Source organism: Bacillus sp. 7_6_55CFAA_CT2 (assembly GCF_000238655.1).
Lineage (GTDB): Bacteria > Bacillota > Bacilli > Bacillales > Bacillaceae_G > Bacillus_A > Bacillus_A cereus.
Window position 1 is genome coordinate 1 of sequence record NZ_JH414721.1, and the last position, 15,446, is coordinate 15,446.

A 15,446-nucleotide genomic window follows, 5' to 3' on the forward strand; every position below is an offset into this window, starting at 1 on the left:
AGGAGTCTGGGCCGTGTCTCAGTCCCAGTGTGGCCGATCACCCTCTCAGGTCGGCTACGCATCGTTGCCTTGGTGAGCCGTTACCTCACCAACTAGCTAATGCGACGCGGGTCCATCCATAAGTGACAGCCGAAGCCGCCTTTCAATTTCGAACCATGCAGTTCAAAATGTTATCCGGTATTAGCCCCGGTTTCCCGGAGTTATCCCAGTCTTATGGGCAGGTTACCCACGTGTTACTCACCCGTCCGCCGCTAACTTCATAAGAGCAAGCTCTTAATCCATTCGCTCGACTTGCATGTATTAGGCACGCCGCCAGCGTTCATCCTGAGCCAGGATCAAACTCTCCAATAAAGTTAGTTTGTCTAGCATCTAAAATAAAAATTGACGTTTCACGTTGTTTGTTTCGTTTAGTTTTCAAAGTTCAACATCGCGTTTCAGCGACTTTTATAATTTAACACTTCTCGTTAAATCTGTCAACAGCTTTTTTCTTTCGTTGCTGACGACGCTTATTAATTTACCATATTAATCATTTAATAGTCAACACTTTTTAAAAAAATGCCAAAATAATTTTATCTTGGCATGATATAAAGCTTAATAATCACTAATGCTGCCACACCCGGTAAGCCTAACAAACTCGTTATTGCTGCTGTCCCCATGTTAATCGGGATATGAAAATCAAAATATGTCCCTACAACATTTACGATAAAAAGCAATGCTATTCCTAAAGTAACATGAAAAATCACCTTACCTATAAAACGTAACGGCTTAGAGGCAACACCAAAAACAAGAAAAATAAATACTAAAGTAAGAATGCCAACAATAATAATTGTAGAATTCATTTTTTCCTCCTTATGAATGACCTATACATCTATTTGTATGGGACAAGACAATAAAAAAGAACAGTTATCATATGCAGCATCTCTTTTATATAAACTAAATAAAACAATACCTCAGCATTTAAAAAACAAAATAAAAAGGCCTGCTTAGAAAGCAGAACCTTTTACCATTGTTCCATTTTTACAGGACGACGCTTTGCTTCTTTCAACAAAAAGAAATATTTCGCCTCTGCTATTTTCAAAGAACAAATGACATCTTGAGACGGTTCTACACTTTGTTCGACCATTCTCTTCTGACGTAACCACTCATTCTTCACTTTTTCCAAAAGTACAATTAACTTATCGTCATACTCTTTACGCAATTTACCCTTTTTTTGAAAGAACATTTTCGTTTCTCCTCTTATACTTCTCTGCGACCTTCTAACGCTTTGGATAATGTCACTTCATCTGCATATTCTAAATCTCCACCAACTGGCAGACCATGTGCAATACGAGTTACTTTAATGCCTGTAGGTTTTAAGAGGCGGGAGATATACATCGCTGTAGCTTCCCCTTCAATATTAGGGTTTGTTGCTAATATCACTTCTTGTACCGTTTCATCATGTAGTCGCTTTAAGAGTTGCGGGATATTAATGTCTTCCGGTCCAATTCCCTCCATAGGAGAAATCGCACCACGTAACACATGATATACACCTTGATACTCTTTCATTTTTTCCATCGCGATTACATCTTTCGGTTCTTGTACGACACAAACAACTGATTGATCTCGATGTGAATCATTACAAATATAACAAGGATCACGATCAGTAATATGTCCGCATACAGAACAGTACGCTAAATCTCGCTTCGCATTTACAAGTGCTTTCGCGAAACCTAACACATCATCTTCTTTCATATCTAATACGAAAAATGCCAATCGAACCGCTGTTTTCGGTCCGATACCTGGCAACTTCATAAAACTATCGATTAGTTTTGATATTGGTTCTGGATAATGCATGTATCAATATCCTCCTAGAACATTCCACCTGGTAAGTTTAAGCCTTTTGTAAATTTACCCATTGTAGAGTTTGAAAGCTCATCAGCCTTTTTAAGTGCATCATTTGTTGCAGCTAATACTAAGTCTTGTAGCATTTCGATATCTTCTGGATCTACAACTTCTTCTTTAATCTTCACTTCAAGAATTTGCTTGTGACCATTTGCGATAACTGTAATCATTCCGCCGCCAGCTGTACCTTCAACTGTTTTTTCACCAAGCTCTTCTTGTGCTTTCGCCATGTCCTTTTGCATCTTTTGCATTTGTTTCATCATGTTATTCATATTTCCCATTCCGCCACGCATCATAATTAATTCCTCCTAATTATTATTACTCTTTTATTTCAATGAGTTCTTGCCCTACTAATTTCACTGCCTCTTCTATAAGAGGATCTCCCTTTTTCTCTGGGCTTTCTTCAGACTCTCCACCTTCACGTTGTAAAAAGTCTTCACGGATTTTACCCCATTCACTTTTTGGAATGGCAATCATATTTAACCTTTTACTTAGCAATTCAAATAAAGCTTGTTCTACTGTATCCATAGCTTCTCGATTTTCGCTCGCCATCTTACAGTGAATCTCATATTGAAATGCTAAAACGTAAGTGTCATCTGAAGCTGCCACTGGTTCGCTATTTTCTAGTAAAACAGCAAACGCTACTTTGTTATATGATTTGAGTCTTCCTAACAACTCACCCCATACAGCTTTTAATTGTTCTAAATCTTGACGCTTCGCTTGTTTTAATACTTCATTTACACGTCCGACAGGAATCTTCATACTTCCTGTTCTTACCGGCTTTGGTGTTGCACGTGTCTCTCTTACTTCCTGTTGTACACCAGCTGGCACACCGTTCTTTTTAACTTGCTCTAACTCTTTCTCCAGTTGCTGCATCCTGTTCATAATTACTTGCAAACGATCTGTACCATTTGCTTGCATCATAAACTGTTGACACAATTGCACCATAACAACTTCTAAGAAAATACGCGGATGATTTGTCCACTTCATTTCCTGTTGTCCCTTACTAAGGGTATGAATAATCTCATAGATCACTTCCGGTTGCATTTCTTCACTCAACTTACGGAATTGATCATCTACAATTACTCGTTCCAACATATGTTCTAATTGCGGTGAAGTCTGATATAAAAGCATATCACGATAATAGTAAATGAAATCCTCCATAAAACGAACTGGATCCTTCCCTTTACTCATCATTTCATCTATGATTTGCAATGCTCTTGATACATCATTTTCACGTATGCATTCTACTAAATTGCCTAAGTATTGCTGAGAAACAGATCCTGTTACGGCCAATACATCTTCTGTCGTAACAATCTCATCACTATAAGATATAGCCTGATCAATAAGACTAAGTGCGTCACGCATACCACCTTCAGCAGCACGCGCAACAATTTGTAATGCCTCATCTTCCACTTGCGTACCTTCATTTGTCACGACCGTTGATAATCTCTCAACAATATCATTCACTGATATTTTTCGGAATTCAAAACGCTGACAACGTGAAATAATTGTAGGCGGGATCTTATGAGGTTCTGTTGTCGCCAAAATAAAGATAACATGTCCTGGCGGCTCTTCTAAGGTTTTTAAAAGCGCATTGAATGCACCCATAGAAAGCATGTGAACTTCATCAATAATGTATACTTTATATTCTACAGCACTTGGAGCATATTTTACTTTATCTCTAATATCTCGAATTTCATCTACACCGTTATTTGAAGCCGCATCAATTTCTAATACATCTGAAATGGATCCTTGTGTAATTCCTAAACAAGAAGGACATTCATTACAAGGTTCAGCTACCGGAGCATGTTCACAGTTAATTGCTTTTGCAAATACTTTTGCAATTGTCGTTTTTCCTGTTCCCCTCGGGCCAGAAAATAAATAAGCATGTGAAACTTTCTCTTGAAGAAGGGCATTTTGCAACGTTTTTGTCACGTGCTTTTGACCGACTACATCTTCGAACTTTTGCGGTCTCCATGTTCGGTATAACGCTTGGTATGACACGAAAATACGGCCTCCCTCAAAGGTTATTATCTCATTTATTATAACCCATTCTGTTTATAGATTCCAAAAGTTATTTTCTATACAAAAAACTCACCTTTGTATTAAGGTGAGTTTTGTATACATATATAACTGCCGTGCACCCTCCGTCGATTACGTACCATAAGCGTTACTCAAGCAGTTAGCTCGGTTCAGGCACTCCTGCGGCACACGAGAAGACCCGCTTATTGCTGCTTCCTTCCGGACCTGACAAGGTTCACGGGGTCCCGTTGCGCAGGACCCAAACGTCAACACCACTTACTTAAGGCAGACCTTACAGCAACATAACCTCGAGAGGGGATTCGGCCTCGCTAGAGCGGATTGCGAGTATAGGGCACCGCTACCTCCCCGCTTAGCACGGCAAAGTTAAAACCAATATTCGGTTGCCTTCATTAAAGGCATTATCAGTATAACTTGTTTCTTTATAAAATGCAAATACGTTAGTTCCCAGTATTCTTCTCTAATTTTTTTATTGCTTTTCTTTTTTTACGAAGCTCTCTAAAAAAGCTTGTTAACAACGTACCGCATTCTTCCTCTAGTACACCAGATACTACTTCACATTGATGATTGAAGCGTTCATCCGTTAAAAGATTCATCAATGTCCCTGCACATCCGCCCTTCGGATCACTTGCACCATATACAACTCGCTTCACTCGTGATAAAACAATTCCACCTGCACACATTGGACAAGGTTCTAATGTTACATACAATGTTGCATCTTCTAAACGCCATGTCCCTAATTTTTTACACGCCTCATCTATCGCTAGCAACTCAGCATGAGCTATTGATCTCTGCTCAGTTTCCCTTAAATTATGGGCAACACTAATTACCTCACCATCTAACACTATAACTGCTCCAATTGGTACTTCCTGTATTTCCTCTGCCTTTTTAGCTTCTTCTATCGCTAATTGCATAAAATAAATATCTTGATCTTGTTCCATAACATAGTCCTTTCATTACAAATAAAGTACACTTATTTCCATTTACTACACAGGGGATAACTTTTACAAATTCAATCCACCCTAAAAGAAAAAAGAGAGGGGATTACATATGAAAAATACCGCCTTGCTCATTATCGATATGATTAATGACTTTCAATTTTCCCACGGACCCATTCTAGCTAAAAAATGTGAAATTATAACAAACCCTATTTTACAATTAAAGAAAAAAATGAAATCCTTCGGCTGTCCTATAATTTACGTTAATGACCATTATCAACTGTGGAGATCTGATATCGACCAACTTATTACTCATTGTACAAATGAATATAGCGAAAACATAATCCATAAGATTGCTCCAAGTTCTGATGATTACATTTTTATTAAACCACATTATTCCGCTTTTTATGAAACACCTTTAAATTCATTACTAGGTTATTTAAAAATAGAAAATCTAATATTAACAGGGGTTGCCGGAAATATATGTATCCTATTTACAGCTAATGATGCTCATATGAGAAATTATACATTGTATGTACCAGAGGATTGTATCGCCTCTAACAACGACCAAGATAATATACATGCTTTAAAAATAATGGAAACTACATTGAAAGCAACTATAACATCATCAACCAAAATAAAATTTAATTAATACATATATCTATTTTCTAACTTTTTATATCAAATTAACCCGCTCGCTTCCCTCTTGTGCTACAATAATTCTGTTTTGTGTTTTTAGTAGTCACGGTAAATCACTGATTGAAAGGAGGAAACAGCGTGACCGGAGTACCATTTATCACGGTTGAAGGACCAATTGGTGTTGGAAAAACTTCACTTGCGAAGGAAATTTCAACTCACATGCAACTCCACTTACTAAAAGAGATTGTTGATGAAAATCCCTTTTTAGGAAAGTTCTATGAAGACATCGACGAATGGAGTTTTCAAACAGAGATGTTCTTTCTTTGTAATAGATACAAACAATTAGAAGACATTAACATAAAGTATTTGAATCAAAGGAAACCAGTAGTAGCGGATTACCATATCTTTAAAAATTTAATTTTTGCATCCCGCACATTAAAAGACTCCCAATATGACAAATACATGCAAATTTATCGTATCCTTACACAAGATATGCCTGTGCCAAATGTCATTGTTTATTTAACAGCTAGTCTAGAAACATTGCAAAAACGAATCGCCATGCGCGGAAGAGAATTTGAAAAAAACATGGATCCAAATTACTTACTACAGCTCACAAAAGATTATAAAACAGCAATGGATGCTTTTAAAAAAGATCATCCGGAAATACCAGTATTGAAATTTAATGGAGACGATATGGATTTTGTAAAAAATCCTGATGATTTAAACGTCATCCTATCTGCCCTTCAAAATACTCTCTTAAAGGAGTCGAAATAATAATGAATTTAAGGCAAAAATATGATATACCTAATGACGCAGTAATCACTATCGCCGGAACGGTAGGTGTGGGTAAATCAACTATGACAACTGCATTAGCTAATGCTTTAGGTTATCGCACATCATTTGAAAAAGTAGATTCCAATCCATATTTGGACAAGTTCTATGCGGACTTCACTCGCTGGAGCTTCCACCTACAAGTGTACTTTTTAGCAGAACGATTTAAGGAACAAAAAAGAATTTTTGAATATGGTGGCGGTTTTGTTCAAGATCGTTCCATTTACGAAGACACTGGAATTTTCGCAAAGATGCATCATGAAAAAGGAACAATGACGGAAACTGATTATGAAACATACAAAGGTTTATTTGACGCTATGGTCATGACTCCTTACTTCCCTCATCCAGACTTATTAATTTACTTAGAAGGTTCTTTCGATGATATTGTCGATCGTATTCAAGAACGCGGGCGCCCAATGGAACAGCAAACACCAATTGAGTACTGGAAAGAAATGCATGGACGTTATGAAAATTGGATTAACAACTTTAATTCATGCCCTGTATTACGCTTAAATATTAATGAGTACGATATTTTAAAAGATGGTGATTCAATCGAACCAATCATTAAAAAAATTGGCCATTTTTTAAAACAAACACGTAAACTTGTAAAATAAAAAACCCGTGCATATGCACGGGTTTTCCTATTAAATTACTTCTTCTTTGTTGGAGCAATAATTTCACTCTCAGGTTTTCCTGCGTTAATGCGCTGACGAACAGTACTTGTACTAATATCGTATGCTTCAGCAATCTCTTTAACAGTCATTTCTTTCCCGTTAATTACTGCCGTTAATACTTTACCTGTACGTTTTGGAGCCGCCGCTTTCTTTACAGCTGCTTTTTTAACTTGTTTTGGCGCCTCTACTTTACTCGTAGCTTGTTTTACATCACAAGTACAACCACAAAGTTTACGGAATGTATCATCACTAATAATGCGTGATACGTTTGCACCACTGTTTAAAATTCTATTGTTCTTACAGACAGGACATTGTACATAATATAAAGTTTTTCCATCTAAAGGAAACGTTTGTATAATAAGATCCATGTTGACTCCTTTCATATCTATGAAGATAATCATCGGAATATGAGTGTGTAATAAGGACAAAATTACCTTACACCATACTTTATGATTGGTTTTAAAATAAAAACTCGTTACGTGTTGGTAACGAGTTCTCCAATCTCCACTTATATGCGCTGTTGTCAATTATATCTGGAGGAGGTAGAGGGATTCGAACCCCCGCGCGACTCTCGCCGCCTGTCGGTTTTCAAGACCGATCCCTTCAGCCAGACTTGGGTATACCTCCATATTGACATCAAATATAATATCAAAAGAAAAACAGTTAGTCAACCCTACTAAAATAAATTATGAGGAAAGGAAAATTTTACTTTCCCCTTCCTACATTACAGTACTGACAACGCTCATAATTACCAATCACTCATACCGATGAATGTTTAAATTTACTTAATAACTGTTTTTCCTCCCATATAAGGGCGAAGAACTTCTGGAATTATAATTGTACCATCTTCTTGTTGGTAGTTCTCTAAAATAGCTGCAACCGTACGTCCGATTGCAAGACCAGATCCATTTAATGTATGAACATGTTCTGGTTTTCCATTTGGCTCACGGCGGAAACGGATATTTGCACGTCTCGCTTGGAAAGCTTCAAAATTACTACAAGAAGAAATTTCACGATATGTGCCATAGCTTGGAATCCATACTTCAATATCGTATTTCTTCGCTGCTGTAAATCCTAAATCGCCTGTGCACATGCTCATAACGCGATATGGCAACTCTAATAATTGTAACACGCGTTCTGCATCATTTGTTAATTTTTCTAATTCTTCATAAGAATCTTCTGGTTTTACGAACTTCACAAGCTCTACTTTATTGAACTGATGCTGGCGAATTAAACCACGTGTATCACGACCAGCTGAACCTGCTTCAGAACGGAAGCAAGAGCTAAATGCAGCATATCTTATAGGCAATTGCTCTTTATTTAAAATCTCATCACGATGCATATTCGTTACAGGTACTTCAGCTGTTGGAATTAAGAAGTAATCTTCACTTTCAATACGGAATGCATCTTCTTCAAACTTTGGAAGTTGTCCTGTTCCCGTCATACTTGCACGGTTTACCATATATGGAGGTAATACTTCTTCATATCCATGCTCATCAGTATGAAGATCAAGCATAAAGCTAATTAAAGCACGCTCTAATCTTGCACCAGCACCTTTGTAAAATACGAAGCGGCTTCCTGTTACTTTCCCAGCGCGTTCAAAATCTAAAATTCCTAAATCAGTAGCAAGATCCCAATGTGGTTTTGGCTCAAAAGTAAATTCTTTCACTTCTCCCCAAGTACGTGCTACTACATTATCATCCTCTGTTTCACCAACTGGAGCAGATTCATGAGGGATATTTGGAATAGATAACATTAATCTTTCTAAGTCTTCTTCAACTGTACGAAGTTCGTTATCAAGATCCTTTACTTTTTCTCCAACCTCACGCATTTCTAAAATTAGAGCCTCTGCATCTTTCTTTTCGCGCTTTAATACAGAAATTTGTTGAGATACTTCGTTACGTTTACTTTTTAATTCTTCTGTCTGAACAAGTAGTTCTCTTCTTCTCGTATCAAGTTCTTCAAAACGGCCGAAATCAGTTAAATCTTCGCCTCTATGCTGTAATTTCGCTTTTACTTCTTCAAAGTTTGTACGTAAAAATTTAATATCAAGCATTATATACTCCTCCTTTTATTTTATAAAACACAAAAAACTCCCGTCCCTATATAAAGGGACGGGAGTTAACCCGCGTTGCCACCCTAGTTGAAAGCATTACCGCTTTCCTCTCAAGTAGAAATAACGGCTCTTCACCGGGAATGCTTACTAATCCAAAAGATATTCCACATTCCATTCCAGGATGGATTCACAAACTGTTTCTATCGATTCCCACCAACCATCGACTCTCTATAAGAAACGACATTTGTTACTATTTCCTATCAACACGCTTATTTTATAAAATTGTTACCATCAATTTACTATAATCTTATACAAGTTGCAAGTTACTTATACAACTTTTTTCATTTTCGCTTCTTTTACCATTTCAACAAAGTATGCTGTCACACGATGATCATCTGTTAATTCCGGATGGAATGAAGCAGCTAAAAACTGATCTTGTCTTACCGCTACCATTCGGTCACCATGCTTAGAAAGCACTTCAACATTATCAGCTACTTCTACAACATACGGCGCACGGATAAATACACCAATGAAGTCTTCACCCACGCCTTCAATTGAAAGCGCAGCTTCAAAACTATCCTTTTGGCGTCCGAACGCATTGCGCTCAACTGTAATATCCATAGCACCAATATGTGCTTCTTCATAGCCAATAAGTGTTTTCGCAAGAAGAATCATCCCTGCACACGTACCAAACATTGGTTTACCAGACTTTGCAAATGTACGAAGTGGTTCCATGAAAGCATACTTATCAATAAGACGGCGCATTGTTGTACTTTCACCGCCTGGTAAAATAAGACCATCAATCTCTTCAAGTTGCTCTATACGCTTTACAACAACAGCTTCTGCACCACTTGCTTCAACTGATTTTACATGCTCACGAACTGCACCTTGAAGACCTAGTACACCGATTTTCACCATTTTAAAGTTCTCCTTTAATTACCATCCACGCTCTTGCATGCGTTGTTCTGGTAATAACGTTGAAATTTCGACACCCTTCATTGCATTACCTAATCCTTTAGAAAGGCTTGCAATTAGTTCGTAATCTTCATAATGAGTCGTTGCTTCAACGATTGCACGTGCAAATTTCTCTGGGTTTTCTGATTTGAAGATACCAGATCCAACAAATACCCCATCAGCACCAAGTTGCATCATTAATGCTGCATCTGCTGGTGTTGCTACACCACCTGCCGCAAAGTTTACAACTGGTAAGCGACCAAGACGTTTAATTTCAAGTAATACTTCGTAAGGAGCGCCAGTATTTTTTGCATATGTCATTAACTCATCTTCACGTAGACTCGCAACTTGACGGATTTCTGCATTGACTTGGCGCATATGACGCACTGCCTCTACAATGTTTCCTGTTCCTGGTTCACCTTTTGTACGAAGCATAGATGCACCTTCTGCAATACGACGTGCAGCTTCTCCGATATCACGGCAACCACATACAAATGGAACTGTGTAATCACGTTTATTTAAATGGTATACTTCATCAGCAGGAGTTAATACTTCACTCTCATCGATATAGTCTACCCCTAATGATTCTAATACACGTGCTTCTACAAGGTGACCGATACGGCATTTTGCCATAACCGGAATTGACACCGCACCCATAACTTCTTCAACAATTGTTGGGTCTGCCATACGAGAAACGCCACCTGCTGCACGAATATCTGCTGGTACACGCTCTAATGCCATAACGGCAACTGCGCCTGCCTCTTCTGCAATTTTTGCTTGTTCAGCGTTAACTACGTCCATAATAACGCCGCCTTTTTGCATTTCTGCCATTCCACGTTTTACACGTTCTGTCCCTGTTACATTTGTCATGTACAAAAACCCCCCTAGGTGAATTGCTTTCCCCCGTTAAAGGCGAAAATTAAGAATACTCTTACATTCTACCACTAACTATCAGATGCTTGTCTACTACTTTTTCATAAAGTCGGTATGAAAAATAGGAATAAAAAAAAGACTCCTATCATGAGGAGCTTTTAAAACCAACCTTTTACTGTATCAACAGCACTATTCCACATGCCACTAAAGAATGAACCAATTCCGCGCATAGCACGAGTAAACCAGTTTGCTTCTTCTACTTCAGATGTTGTTACAAGATCCACTTGCAGTGACTTACCAGTTAAAAATCCAGGGTCGTTTGTATCTTTTGGCGTAATTACCATTTGACCAAGCGCAGCTCCCTTTTTAATAGGTGCTTCTTGTCCCTTGCTTGATTCTTTTAATTCCGTTTTATAAACATCTTTACTTCCTTTTGGCACTGGAAGTGAAATAGCTTGTTTCGTTTGAACTGCTACATCTTTATCTTTCGCATTTTCTACTCGTACTGTTTCTTGTCCTTTTACTGAAGAACCTTTTTTATACATTTGTTTTACTTCAAAGTTAGCAAATCCATAATCATATAGCTTCTTTGTTTCATCAAAACGTGCTGTATGAGAACTTGTTTTAATAACTACAGAAATAAAACGCATTCCGTTTCTTTCAACCGTACCAGTGAAGCAATCTCCTGCTTCTGGAGTTGAGCCTGTTTTTAGGCCGTCTACGCCATCATATTCTTTAACTAAGCCCTTTAACATCCAGTTCCAGTTCGACATTGCAAACTTCTCTTTTTCTGGACGGAATTCTTTTTTAGGGATTTTTGCTGTATCTAACACTTTTGGATAATCTTTAATTAAATGTTGTGCTAAAGTTGCAACATCCTTTGCAGACATTTTATTTTCTTCATCCGCTGTTGTTCCTTCAGGATGCATTCCCTTTAAATCTTTATTCGTTAAACCTGTAGAATTGACAAATTTATAATTTTTCAACCCTAGTTCTTTCGATTTATCATTCATCATTTTTACGAAGTCTACTTCTTTACCTGCAATTGCTTCTGCTAATGCAATTGTTGCACCATTTGCAGAAAAGATTGCCATTGCCTCGTATAACTCTTTTACTGTATAAGAGCCACCATTTTCTAATGCAACATTTGATAATGAAGCATCTTGTGAAACCTTATATGCATATTCAGAAACCTTAATTTTCTGGTCCCACTTAAGTTTTCCTTTATCCACTGCTTCGTGAACTAAATATTCACTCATCATCTTTGTCATACTAGCAATGGATAATAATTCATCTGCATTCTTTTGATATAAAATTTTCCCAGAATTCGCTTCTACTAAAATTGCCGCACCTGCTTCAATGTTTAAAGCGGCTCCTGTTTCAGCTGATGCATTGCTATATGGCATAAAAATGCTACAAGCTAGTGTAAGCACTGTTACCAAAGCAATGAATCTTTTGCAAAACATACCTTTCACTTTTGCTACCCCCAATATCTATGTACTCACATAACCGTTATTCTAACATAATCAAAAAAAAATAGACAGAGATATCAAATCTCTGTCTATTTGTATATAAGACATTATAATGAGTAGTTTGGAGCCTCTTTTGTAATTTGTACGTGATGAGGATGACTTTCACGTAAGCCAGCACCTGACATACGAATGAATTGTGCGTTTTCGCGTAAGAATTCTAAATCCTGTGCTCCGCAATATCCCATACCTGCACGTAAGCCACCAACTAATTGGTGAACTGTATCTGCTAAAGGTCCTTTATATGGTACTCGTCCTTCAATACCTTCTGGGACAAGTTTTTTATTGCCTTCTTGGAAGTAACGATCTTTACTTCCTTTTTCCATCGCACCGACAGAACCCATACCACGATACACTTTAAATTGACGACCTTGGTAAATTTCAGTTTCTCCAGGGCTTTCTGCAACACCTGCAAACATGCTACCTAGCATAACAACATGTGCTCCTGCCGCTAAAGCTTTCACCATATCACCAGAGTACTTAATACCGCCATCAGCAATAACTGGAATGCCGTGTTTACGAGCTTCTGTTGCACAATCATAAACCGCAGTTAATTGTGGTACACCAACACCGGCTACAACGCGTGTTGTACAAATAGAACCTGGTCCAATACCAACTTTAACTACGTTTGCACCAGCTTCAATTAGTGCTTTCGTTGCTTCAGCAGTAGCAACATTTCCAGCGATAATATTTAGTGATGGATATTTAGCACGAACTTCTTTTACCTTATCAATAACGCCTTTAGAATGCCCATGTGCTGTATCAAGTACAATTGCATCTACACTAGCTTTTACTAATGCATCAATACGAAGCATAGCATCCGCTGTTACACCAACTGCTGCTCCAACTAATAAGCGTCCTTGCTTATCTTTAGCAGAGTTTGGGAATTCAATTACTTTTTCAATATCTTTTATTGTAATAAGCCCTTGTAATACACCGTTATTATCAACAAGAGGGAGTTTTTCAATTTTATACTTTTGTAGGATCTTTTCAGCTTCTTCCAGTGTAGTACCAACTGGAGCTGTAATTAATTGTTCTTTTGTCATTACGTCAGAAATTTTGATTGAGTAGTCTTGGATGAAGCGCATATCACGGTTTGTAATAATACCAACTAATTTTCGCTCATCTAAATTATTTACAACCGGTACACCTGAGATACGATATTTTCCCATAAGATGTTCTGCATCATATACTTGATGTTCTGGAGTTAAGAAGAAAGGATCTGAAATAACGCCGCTTTCAGAGCGCTTTACTTTATCAACTTGCTCTGCTTGTTGCTCAATAGACATATTCTTATGAATAATTCCTAAACCACCCTGGCGAGCCATTGCAATAGCCATGTCAGCTTCTGTTACTGTATCCATTCCTGCACTAATTAACGGGATGTTTAGCTGTAAGCTTTCAGATAAAACTGTTTTAACACTTACTTCTCTTGGTAATATATCTGACCTAGCTGGTACAAGTAATACATCATCAAAAGTCAAACCTTCTTTAACAAATTTAGATTCCCACATAATTGTTCCCCCTATGATACCAGAAATTATTATTAGTAGCTTATCAATTGGTTAAAATACTGTCAAGGACGTATATATATGTTAGAATTTTTAGACAATAAAAGGAGCGTAATATATGCATCAAACATCTTGTACTTGGCAGCAGTTAAGTTTCTTTTTTTCATCTCAAAACGTACAACGTTATCTTGCCCGTTGTTACGAAAAATCCTCTATTCAGGATGCCGAAAAAAAAGTTTTGAAAATTGTTATCCCTTTATTTATTACTTAGAACACGGGAAAAATTATTATGAATTATATAAGACAGCTCCATTTTCCATTCAACCAATGTTGTTATTTTATGGAATTAGTCAACTTTTTAAAGCATGCCTACTAACTATTGACCCTAACTATCCTGAATCCACTACTGTTTTAGCTCATGGCGTTACAACTCGCAAACGAAAAAAACAAGGGTATCAATTTTTAGAAGATGAGGTGAAGGTACAAAAAAACGGATTATTTACTCATGTTGCAGAACAACTGTTTCACATGAAACACTTAGAAGCAGAAAAATTTAACATGTTAGAATTAATGGGAAATATTCCAGAATTACAAAATTTATTTCGTTATAGTCAAAAAGGATCAACTTTATATAAAATCGATTCAACAATTAAAAATGAGCTCTCCTTTTCAGTCAACCTACTAGATCGATTACATATGACTAAAGAGAGATTTTCTCGTTACATTGAAACATCTTGTAAGCATTTATCAATACAGCACGTACCTGAGAAGACTAATGAATCGAATTTACTTTTTACAGCGCCCATTCAATCATGGAATCCTATGTACAGTACTCCTTTATACTATGAACATCTTACTAATACTTATTATTTGCCACTTACGACTGATCCTAGAAATCCTAAGCCAATATTACCTGAACTCCTCATTCATTATTTATTGCTCTATAATTTAAGCATGATTTCTAGGTATGAAACAGATTGGTGGTATGACTTACTTGGTAGTTATAGTTCTGAAGATTATCCATTTATTTATCAATTTTTAAGTATTTCTGCTCAAAAAATCCCTTACTATATTTCAAATTTTTTATTAATGGAACCAAATCTATTTCATGGGAAATAAAAAAAAACACAAGTCAAATGACTTGTGTTTTTAGTTGCTTGGCGACGTCCTACTCTCACAGGGACAAGGTCCCAACTACCATCGGCGCTAGAGAGCTTAACTTCCGTGTTCGGTATGGGAACGGGTGTGACCTCTCTGCCATCATCACCAAACTATGAAGGCATATTCCTTCAAAACTAGATAACATTGCTACATATTATATGGTTAAGTCCTCGATCTATTAGTATTCGTCAGCTCCACATGTCACCATGCTTCCACCTCGAACCTATCAACCTGATCATCTTTCAGGGATCTTACTAGCTTACGCTATGGGAAATCTCATCTTGAGGGGGCTTCATGCTTAGATGCTTTCAGCACTTATCCCTTCCGCACATAGCTACCCAGCTATGCCCTTGGCA

15 protein-coding genes, 1 tRNA gene, 3 rRNA genes, 1 other RNA gene, 1 pseudogene and 1 other annotated feature are annotated in these 15,446 nt (G+C 37.3%); of the genes and pseudogenes, 4 read left to right on the forward strand and 17 right to left on the reverse strand.

Features of this window, described 5'->3' with window-relative positions; translation table 11 throughout:
• The 8 genes from HMPREF1014_RS28725 to tadA form a co-directional block, all read right to left on the reverse strand.
• A 16S ribosomal RNA gene (locus HMPREF1014_RS28725) occupies positions 1-351 on the reverse strand; the annotation flags it as partial.
• Positions 352-569: 218 nt separating this feature from the next.
• Positions 570-839 (reverse strand): pro-sigmaK processing inhibitor BofA family protein, encoded by a 270-nt coding sequence (locus tag HMPREF1014_RS28730; RefSeq protein ID WP_001089273.1) that lies wholly within the window; start codon positions 837-839, stop codon positions 570-572.
• A gap of 161 nt (positions 840-1,000) precedes the next feature.
• Positions 1,001-1,222, reverse strand: a complete 222-nt coding sequence (locus HMPREF1014_RS28735; protein WP_000466019.1) for a YaaL family protein — start codon at positions 1,220-1,222, stop codon at positions 1,001-1,003.
• Positions 1,223-1,236: 14 nt separating this feature from the next.
• Positions 1,237-1,833, reverse strand: a complete 597-nt coding sequence (gene recR / locus HMPREF1014_RS28740; RefSeq protein WP_000559169.1) for a recombination protein RecR — start codon at positions 1,831-1,833, stop codon at positions 1,237-1,239.
• Between the two features lie 14 nt (positions 1,834-1,847).
• The gene (locus HMPREF1014_RS28745; protein ID WP_014894853.1) at positions 1,848-2,174 is read right to left on the reverse strand and encodes a YbaB/EbfC family nucleoid-associated protein; all 327 of its coding nucleotides are present in this window, start codon (positions 2,172-2,174) and stop codon (positions 1,848-1,850) included.
• Between the two features lie 25 nt (positions 2,175-2,199).
• Positions 2,200-3,888, reverse strand: a complete 1,689-nt coding sequence (gene dnaX / locus HMPREF1014_RS28750; RefSeq protein ID WP_000121562.1) for a DNA polymerase III subunit gamma/tau — start codon at positions 3,886-3,888, stop codon at positions 2,200-2,202.
• 132 nt (positions 3,889-4,020) lie between these two features.
• Positions 4,021-4,285, reverse strand: an RNA gene (gene ffs / locus HMPREF1014_RS30995) — signal recognition particle sRNA large type.
• A 79-nt stretch (positions 4,286-4,364) separates the two neighbouring features.
• Positions 4,365-4,865, reverse strand: coding sequence for a tRNA adenosine(34) deaminase TadA (gene tadA, locus HMPREF1014_RS28755; RefSeq protein WP_000434332.1), 501 nt, complete (start codon positions 4,863-4,865; stop codon positions 4,365-4,367).
• Positions 4,866-4,974: 109 nt separating this feature from the next.
• Here tadA and HMPREF1014_RS28765 point away from each other — a divergent pair, with 109 nt between their 5' ends.
• The 3 genes from HMPREF1014_RS28765 to HMPREF1014_RS28775 all read left to right on the forward strand — a co-directional run bounded on the left by HMPREF1014_RS28765 (position 4,975) and on the right by HMPREF1014_RS28775 (position 6,946).
• Positions 4,975-5,514, forward strand: a complete 540-nt coding sequence (locus HMPREF1014_RS28765) for a cysteine hydrolase family protein (RefSeq protein WP_000798712.1) — start codon at positions 4,975-4,977, stop codon at positions 5,512-5,514.
• A 125-nt stretch (positions 5,515-5,639) separates the two neighbouring features.
• Positions 5,640-6,275 (forward strand): deoxynucleoside kinase, encoded by a 636-nt coding sequence (locus HMPREF1014_RS28770; RefSeq protein WP_000148221.1) that lies wholly within the window; start codon positions 5,640-5,642, stop codon positions 6,273-6,275.
• Positions 6,276-6,277: 2 nt separating this feature from the next.
• On the forward strand, positions 6,278-6,946 hold the full coding sequence (locus tag HMPREF1014_RS28775) for a deoxynucleoside kinase (RefSeq protein ID WP_001053585.1): 669 nt from the start codon (positions 6,278-6,280) through the stop codon (positions 6,944-6,946).
• A gap of 35 nt (positions 6,947-6,981) precedes the next feature.
• Here HMPREF1014_RS28775 and HMPREF1014_RS28780 read toward each other — a convergent pair whose 3' ends face one another.
• From HMPREF1014_RS28780 to guaB, 7 genes are all read right to left on the reverse strand, one after another.
• On the reverse strand, positions 6,982-7,374 hold the full coding sequence (locus tag HMPREF1014_RS28780) for a sigma factor-like helix-turn-helix DNA-binding protein (protein ID WP_000364196.1): 393 nt from the start codon (positions 7,372-7,374) through the stop codon (positions 6,982-6,984).
• Between the two features lie 166 nt (positions 7,375-7,540).
• Positions 7,541-7,633 (reverse strand) — tRNA-Ser (locus HMPREF1014_RS28785).
• A 154-nt stretch (positions 7,634-7,787) separates the two neighbouring features.
• Complete coding sequence (gene serS / locus HMPREF1014_RS28790; protein ID WP_000884186.1) at positions 7,788-9,062, reverse strand: serine--tRNA ligase; 1,275 nt, start codon at positions 9,060-9,062, stop codon at positions 7,788-7,790.
• A gap of 51 nt (positions 9,063-9,113) precedes the next feature.
• Positions 9,114-9,335, reverse strand: a binding site (T-box leader).
• 54 nt (positions 9,336-9,389) lie between these two features.
• Positions 9,390-9,980, reverse strand: coding sequence for a pyridoxal 5'-phosphate synthase glutaminase subunit PdxT (gene pdxT, locus HMPREF1014_RS28795; protein WP_000238783.1), 591 nt, complete (start codon positions 9,978-9,980; stop codon positions 9,390-9,392).
• 18 nt (positions 9,981-9,998) lie between these two features.
• Entirely contained in the window at positions 9,999-10,886 is an 888-nt protein-coding gene (gene pdxS / locus HMPREF1014_RS28800) for a pyridoxal 5'-phosphate synthase lyase subunit PdxS (protein ID WP_000186165.1), read from the reverse strand.
• Between the two features lie 161 nt (positions 10,887-11,047).
• Positions 11,048-12,355, reverse strand: a complete 1,308-nt coding sequence (gene dacA / locus HMPREF1014_RS28805; RefSeq protein ID WP_125653127.1) for a D-alanyl-D-alanine carboxypeptidase DacA — start codon at positions 12,353-12,355, stop codon at positions 11,048-11,050.
• A 113-nt stretch (positions 12,356-12,468) separates the two neighbouring features.
• Positions 12,469-13,932, reverse strand: coding sequence for an IMP dehydrogenase (gene guaB / locus HMPREF1014_RS28810; protein WP_000264088.1), 1,464 nt, complete (start codon positions 13,930-13,932; stop codon positions 12,469-12,471).
• Positions 13,933-14,047: 115 nt separating this feature from the next.
• Here guaB and HMPREF1014_RS28815 point away from each other — a divergent pair.
• Positions 14,048-15,048: pseudogene (locus tag HMPREF1014_RS28815) on the forward strand (YaaC family protein).
• Positions 15,049-15,084: 36 nt separating this feature from the next.
• Here the strand turns inward: HMPREF1014_RS28815 and rrf are convergent.
• Together rrf and HMPREF1014_RS28825 are read right to left on the reverse strand one after the other, a co-directional pair.
• Positions 15,085-15,200 (reverse strand): 5S ribosomal RNA (gene rrf, locus HMPREF1014_RS28820).
• A gap of 48 nt (positions 15,201-15,248) precedes the next feature.
• Positions 15,249-15,446: ribosomal RNA gene (locus tag HMPREF1014_RS28825) — 23S ribosomal RNA — on the reverse strand; the annotation flags it as partial.

Bases quoted from the DNA above. Each gene is read 5' to 3' on its own strand.
- HMPREF1014_RS28730 (WP_001089273.1), bottom strand. From the start codon at position 839: ATGAATTCTACAATTATTATTGTTGGCATTCTTACTTTAGTATTTATT.
- HMPREF1014_RS28735 (WP_000466019.1), bottom strand. From the start codon at position 1,222: ATGTTCTTTCAAAAAAAGGGTAAATTGCGTAAAGAGTATGACGATAAG.
- recR (WP_000559169.1), bottom strand. From the start codon at position 1,833: ATGCATTATCCAGAACCAATATCAAAACTAATCGATAGTTTTATGAAG.
- HMPREF1014_RS28745 (WP_014894853.1), bottom strand. From the start codon at position 2,174: ATGCGTGGCGGAATGGGAAATATGAATAACATGATGAAACAAATGCAA.
- tadA (WP_000434332.1), bottom strand. From the start codon at position 4,865: ATGGAACAAGATCAAGATATTTATTTTATGCAATTAGCGATAGAAGAA.
- HMPREF1014_RS28765 (WP_000798712.1), top strand. From the start codon at position 4,975: ATGAAAAATACCGCCTTGCTCATTATCGATATGATTAATGACTTTCAA.
- HMPREF1014_RS28775 (WP_001053585.1), top strand. From the start codon at position 6,278: ATGAATTTAAGGCAAAAATATGATATACCTAATGACGCAGTAATCACT.
- HMPREF1014_RS28780 (WP_000364196.1), bottom strand. From the start codon at position 7,374: ATGGATCTTATTATACAAACGTTTCCTTTAGATGGAAAAACTTTATAT.
- serS (WP_000884186.1), bottom strand. From the start codon at position 9,062: ATGCTTGATATTAAATTTTTACGTACAAACTTTGAAGAAGTAAAAGCG.
- pdxT (WP_000238783.1), bottom strand. From the start codon at position 9,980: ATGGTGAAAATCGGTGTACTAGGTCTTCAAGGTGCAGTTCGTGAGCAT.
- pdxS (WP_000186165.1), bottom strand. From the start codon at position 10,886: ATGACAAATGTAACAGGGACAGAACGTGTAAAACGTGGAATGGCAGAA.
- dacA (WP_125653127.1), bottom strand. From the start codon at position 12,355: ATGTTTTGCAAAAGATTCATTGCTTTGGTAACAGTGCTTACACTAGCT.
- guaB (WP_000264088.1), bottom strand. From the start codon at position 13,932: ATGTGGGAATCTAAATTTGTTAAAGAAGGTTTGACTTTTGATGATGTA.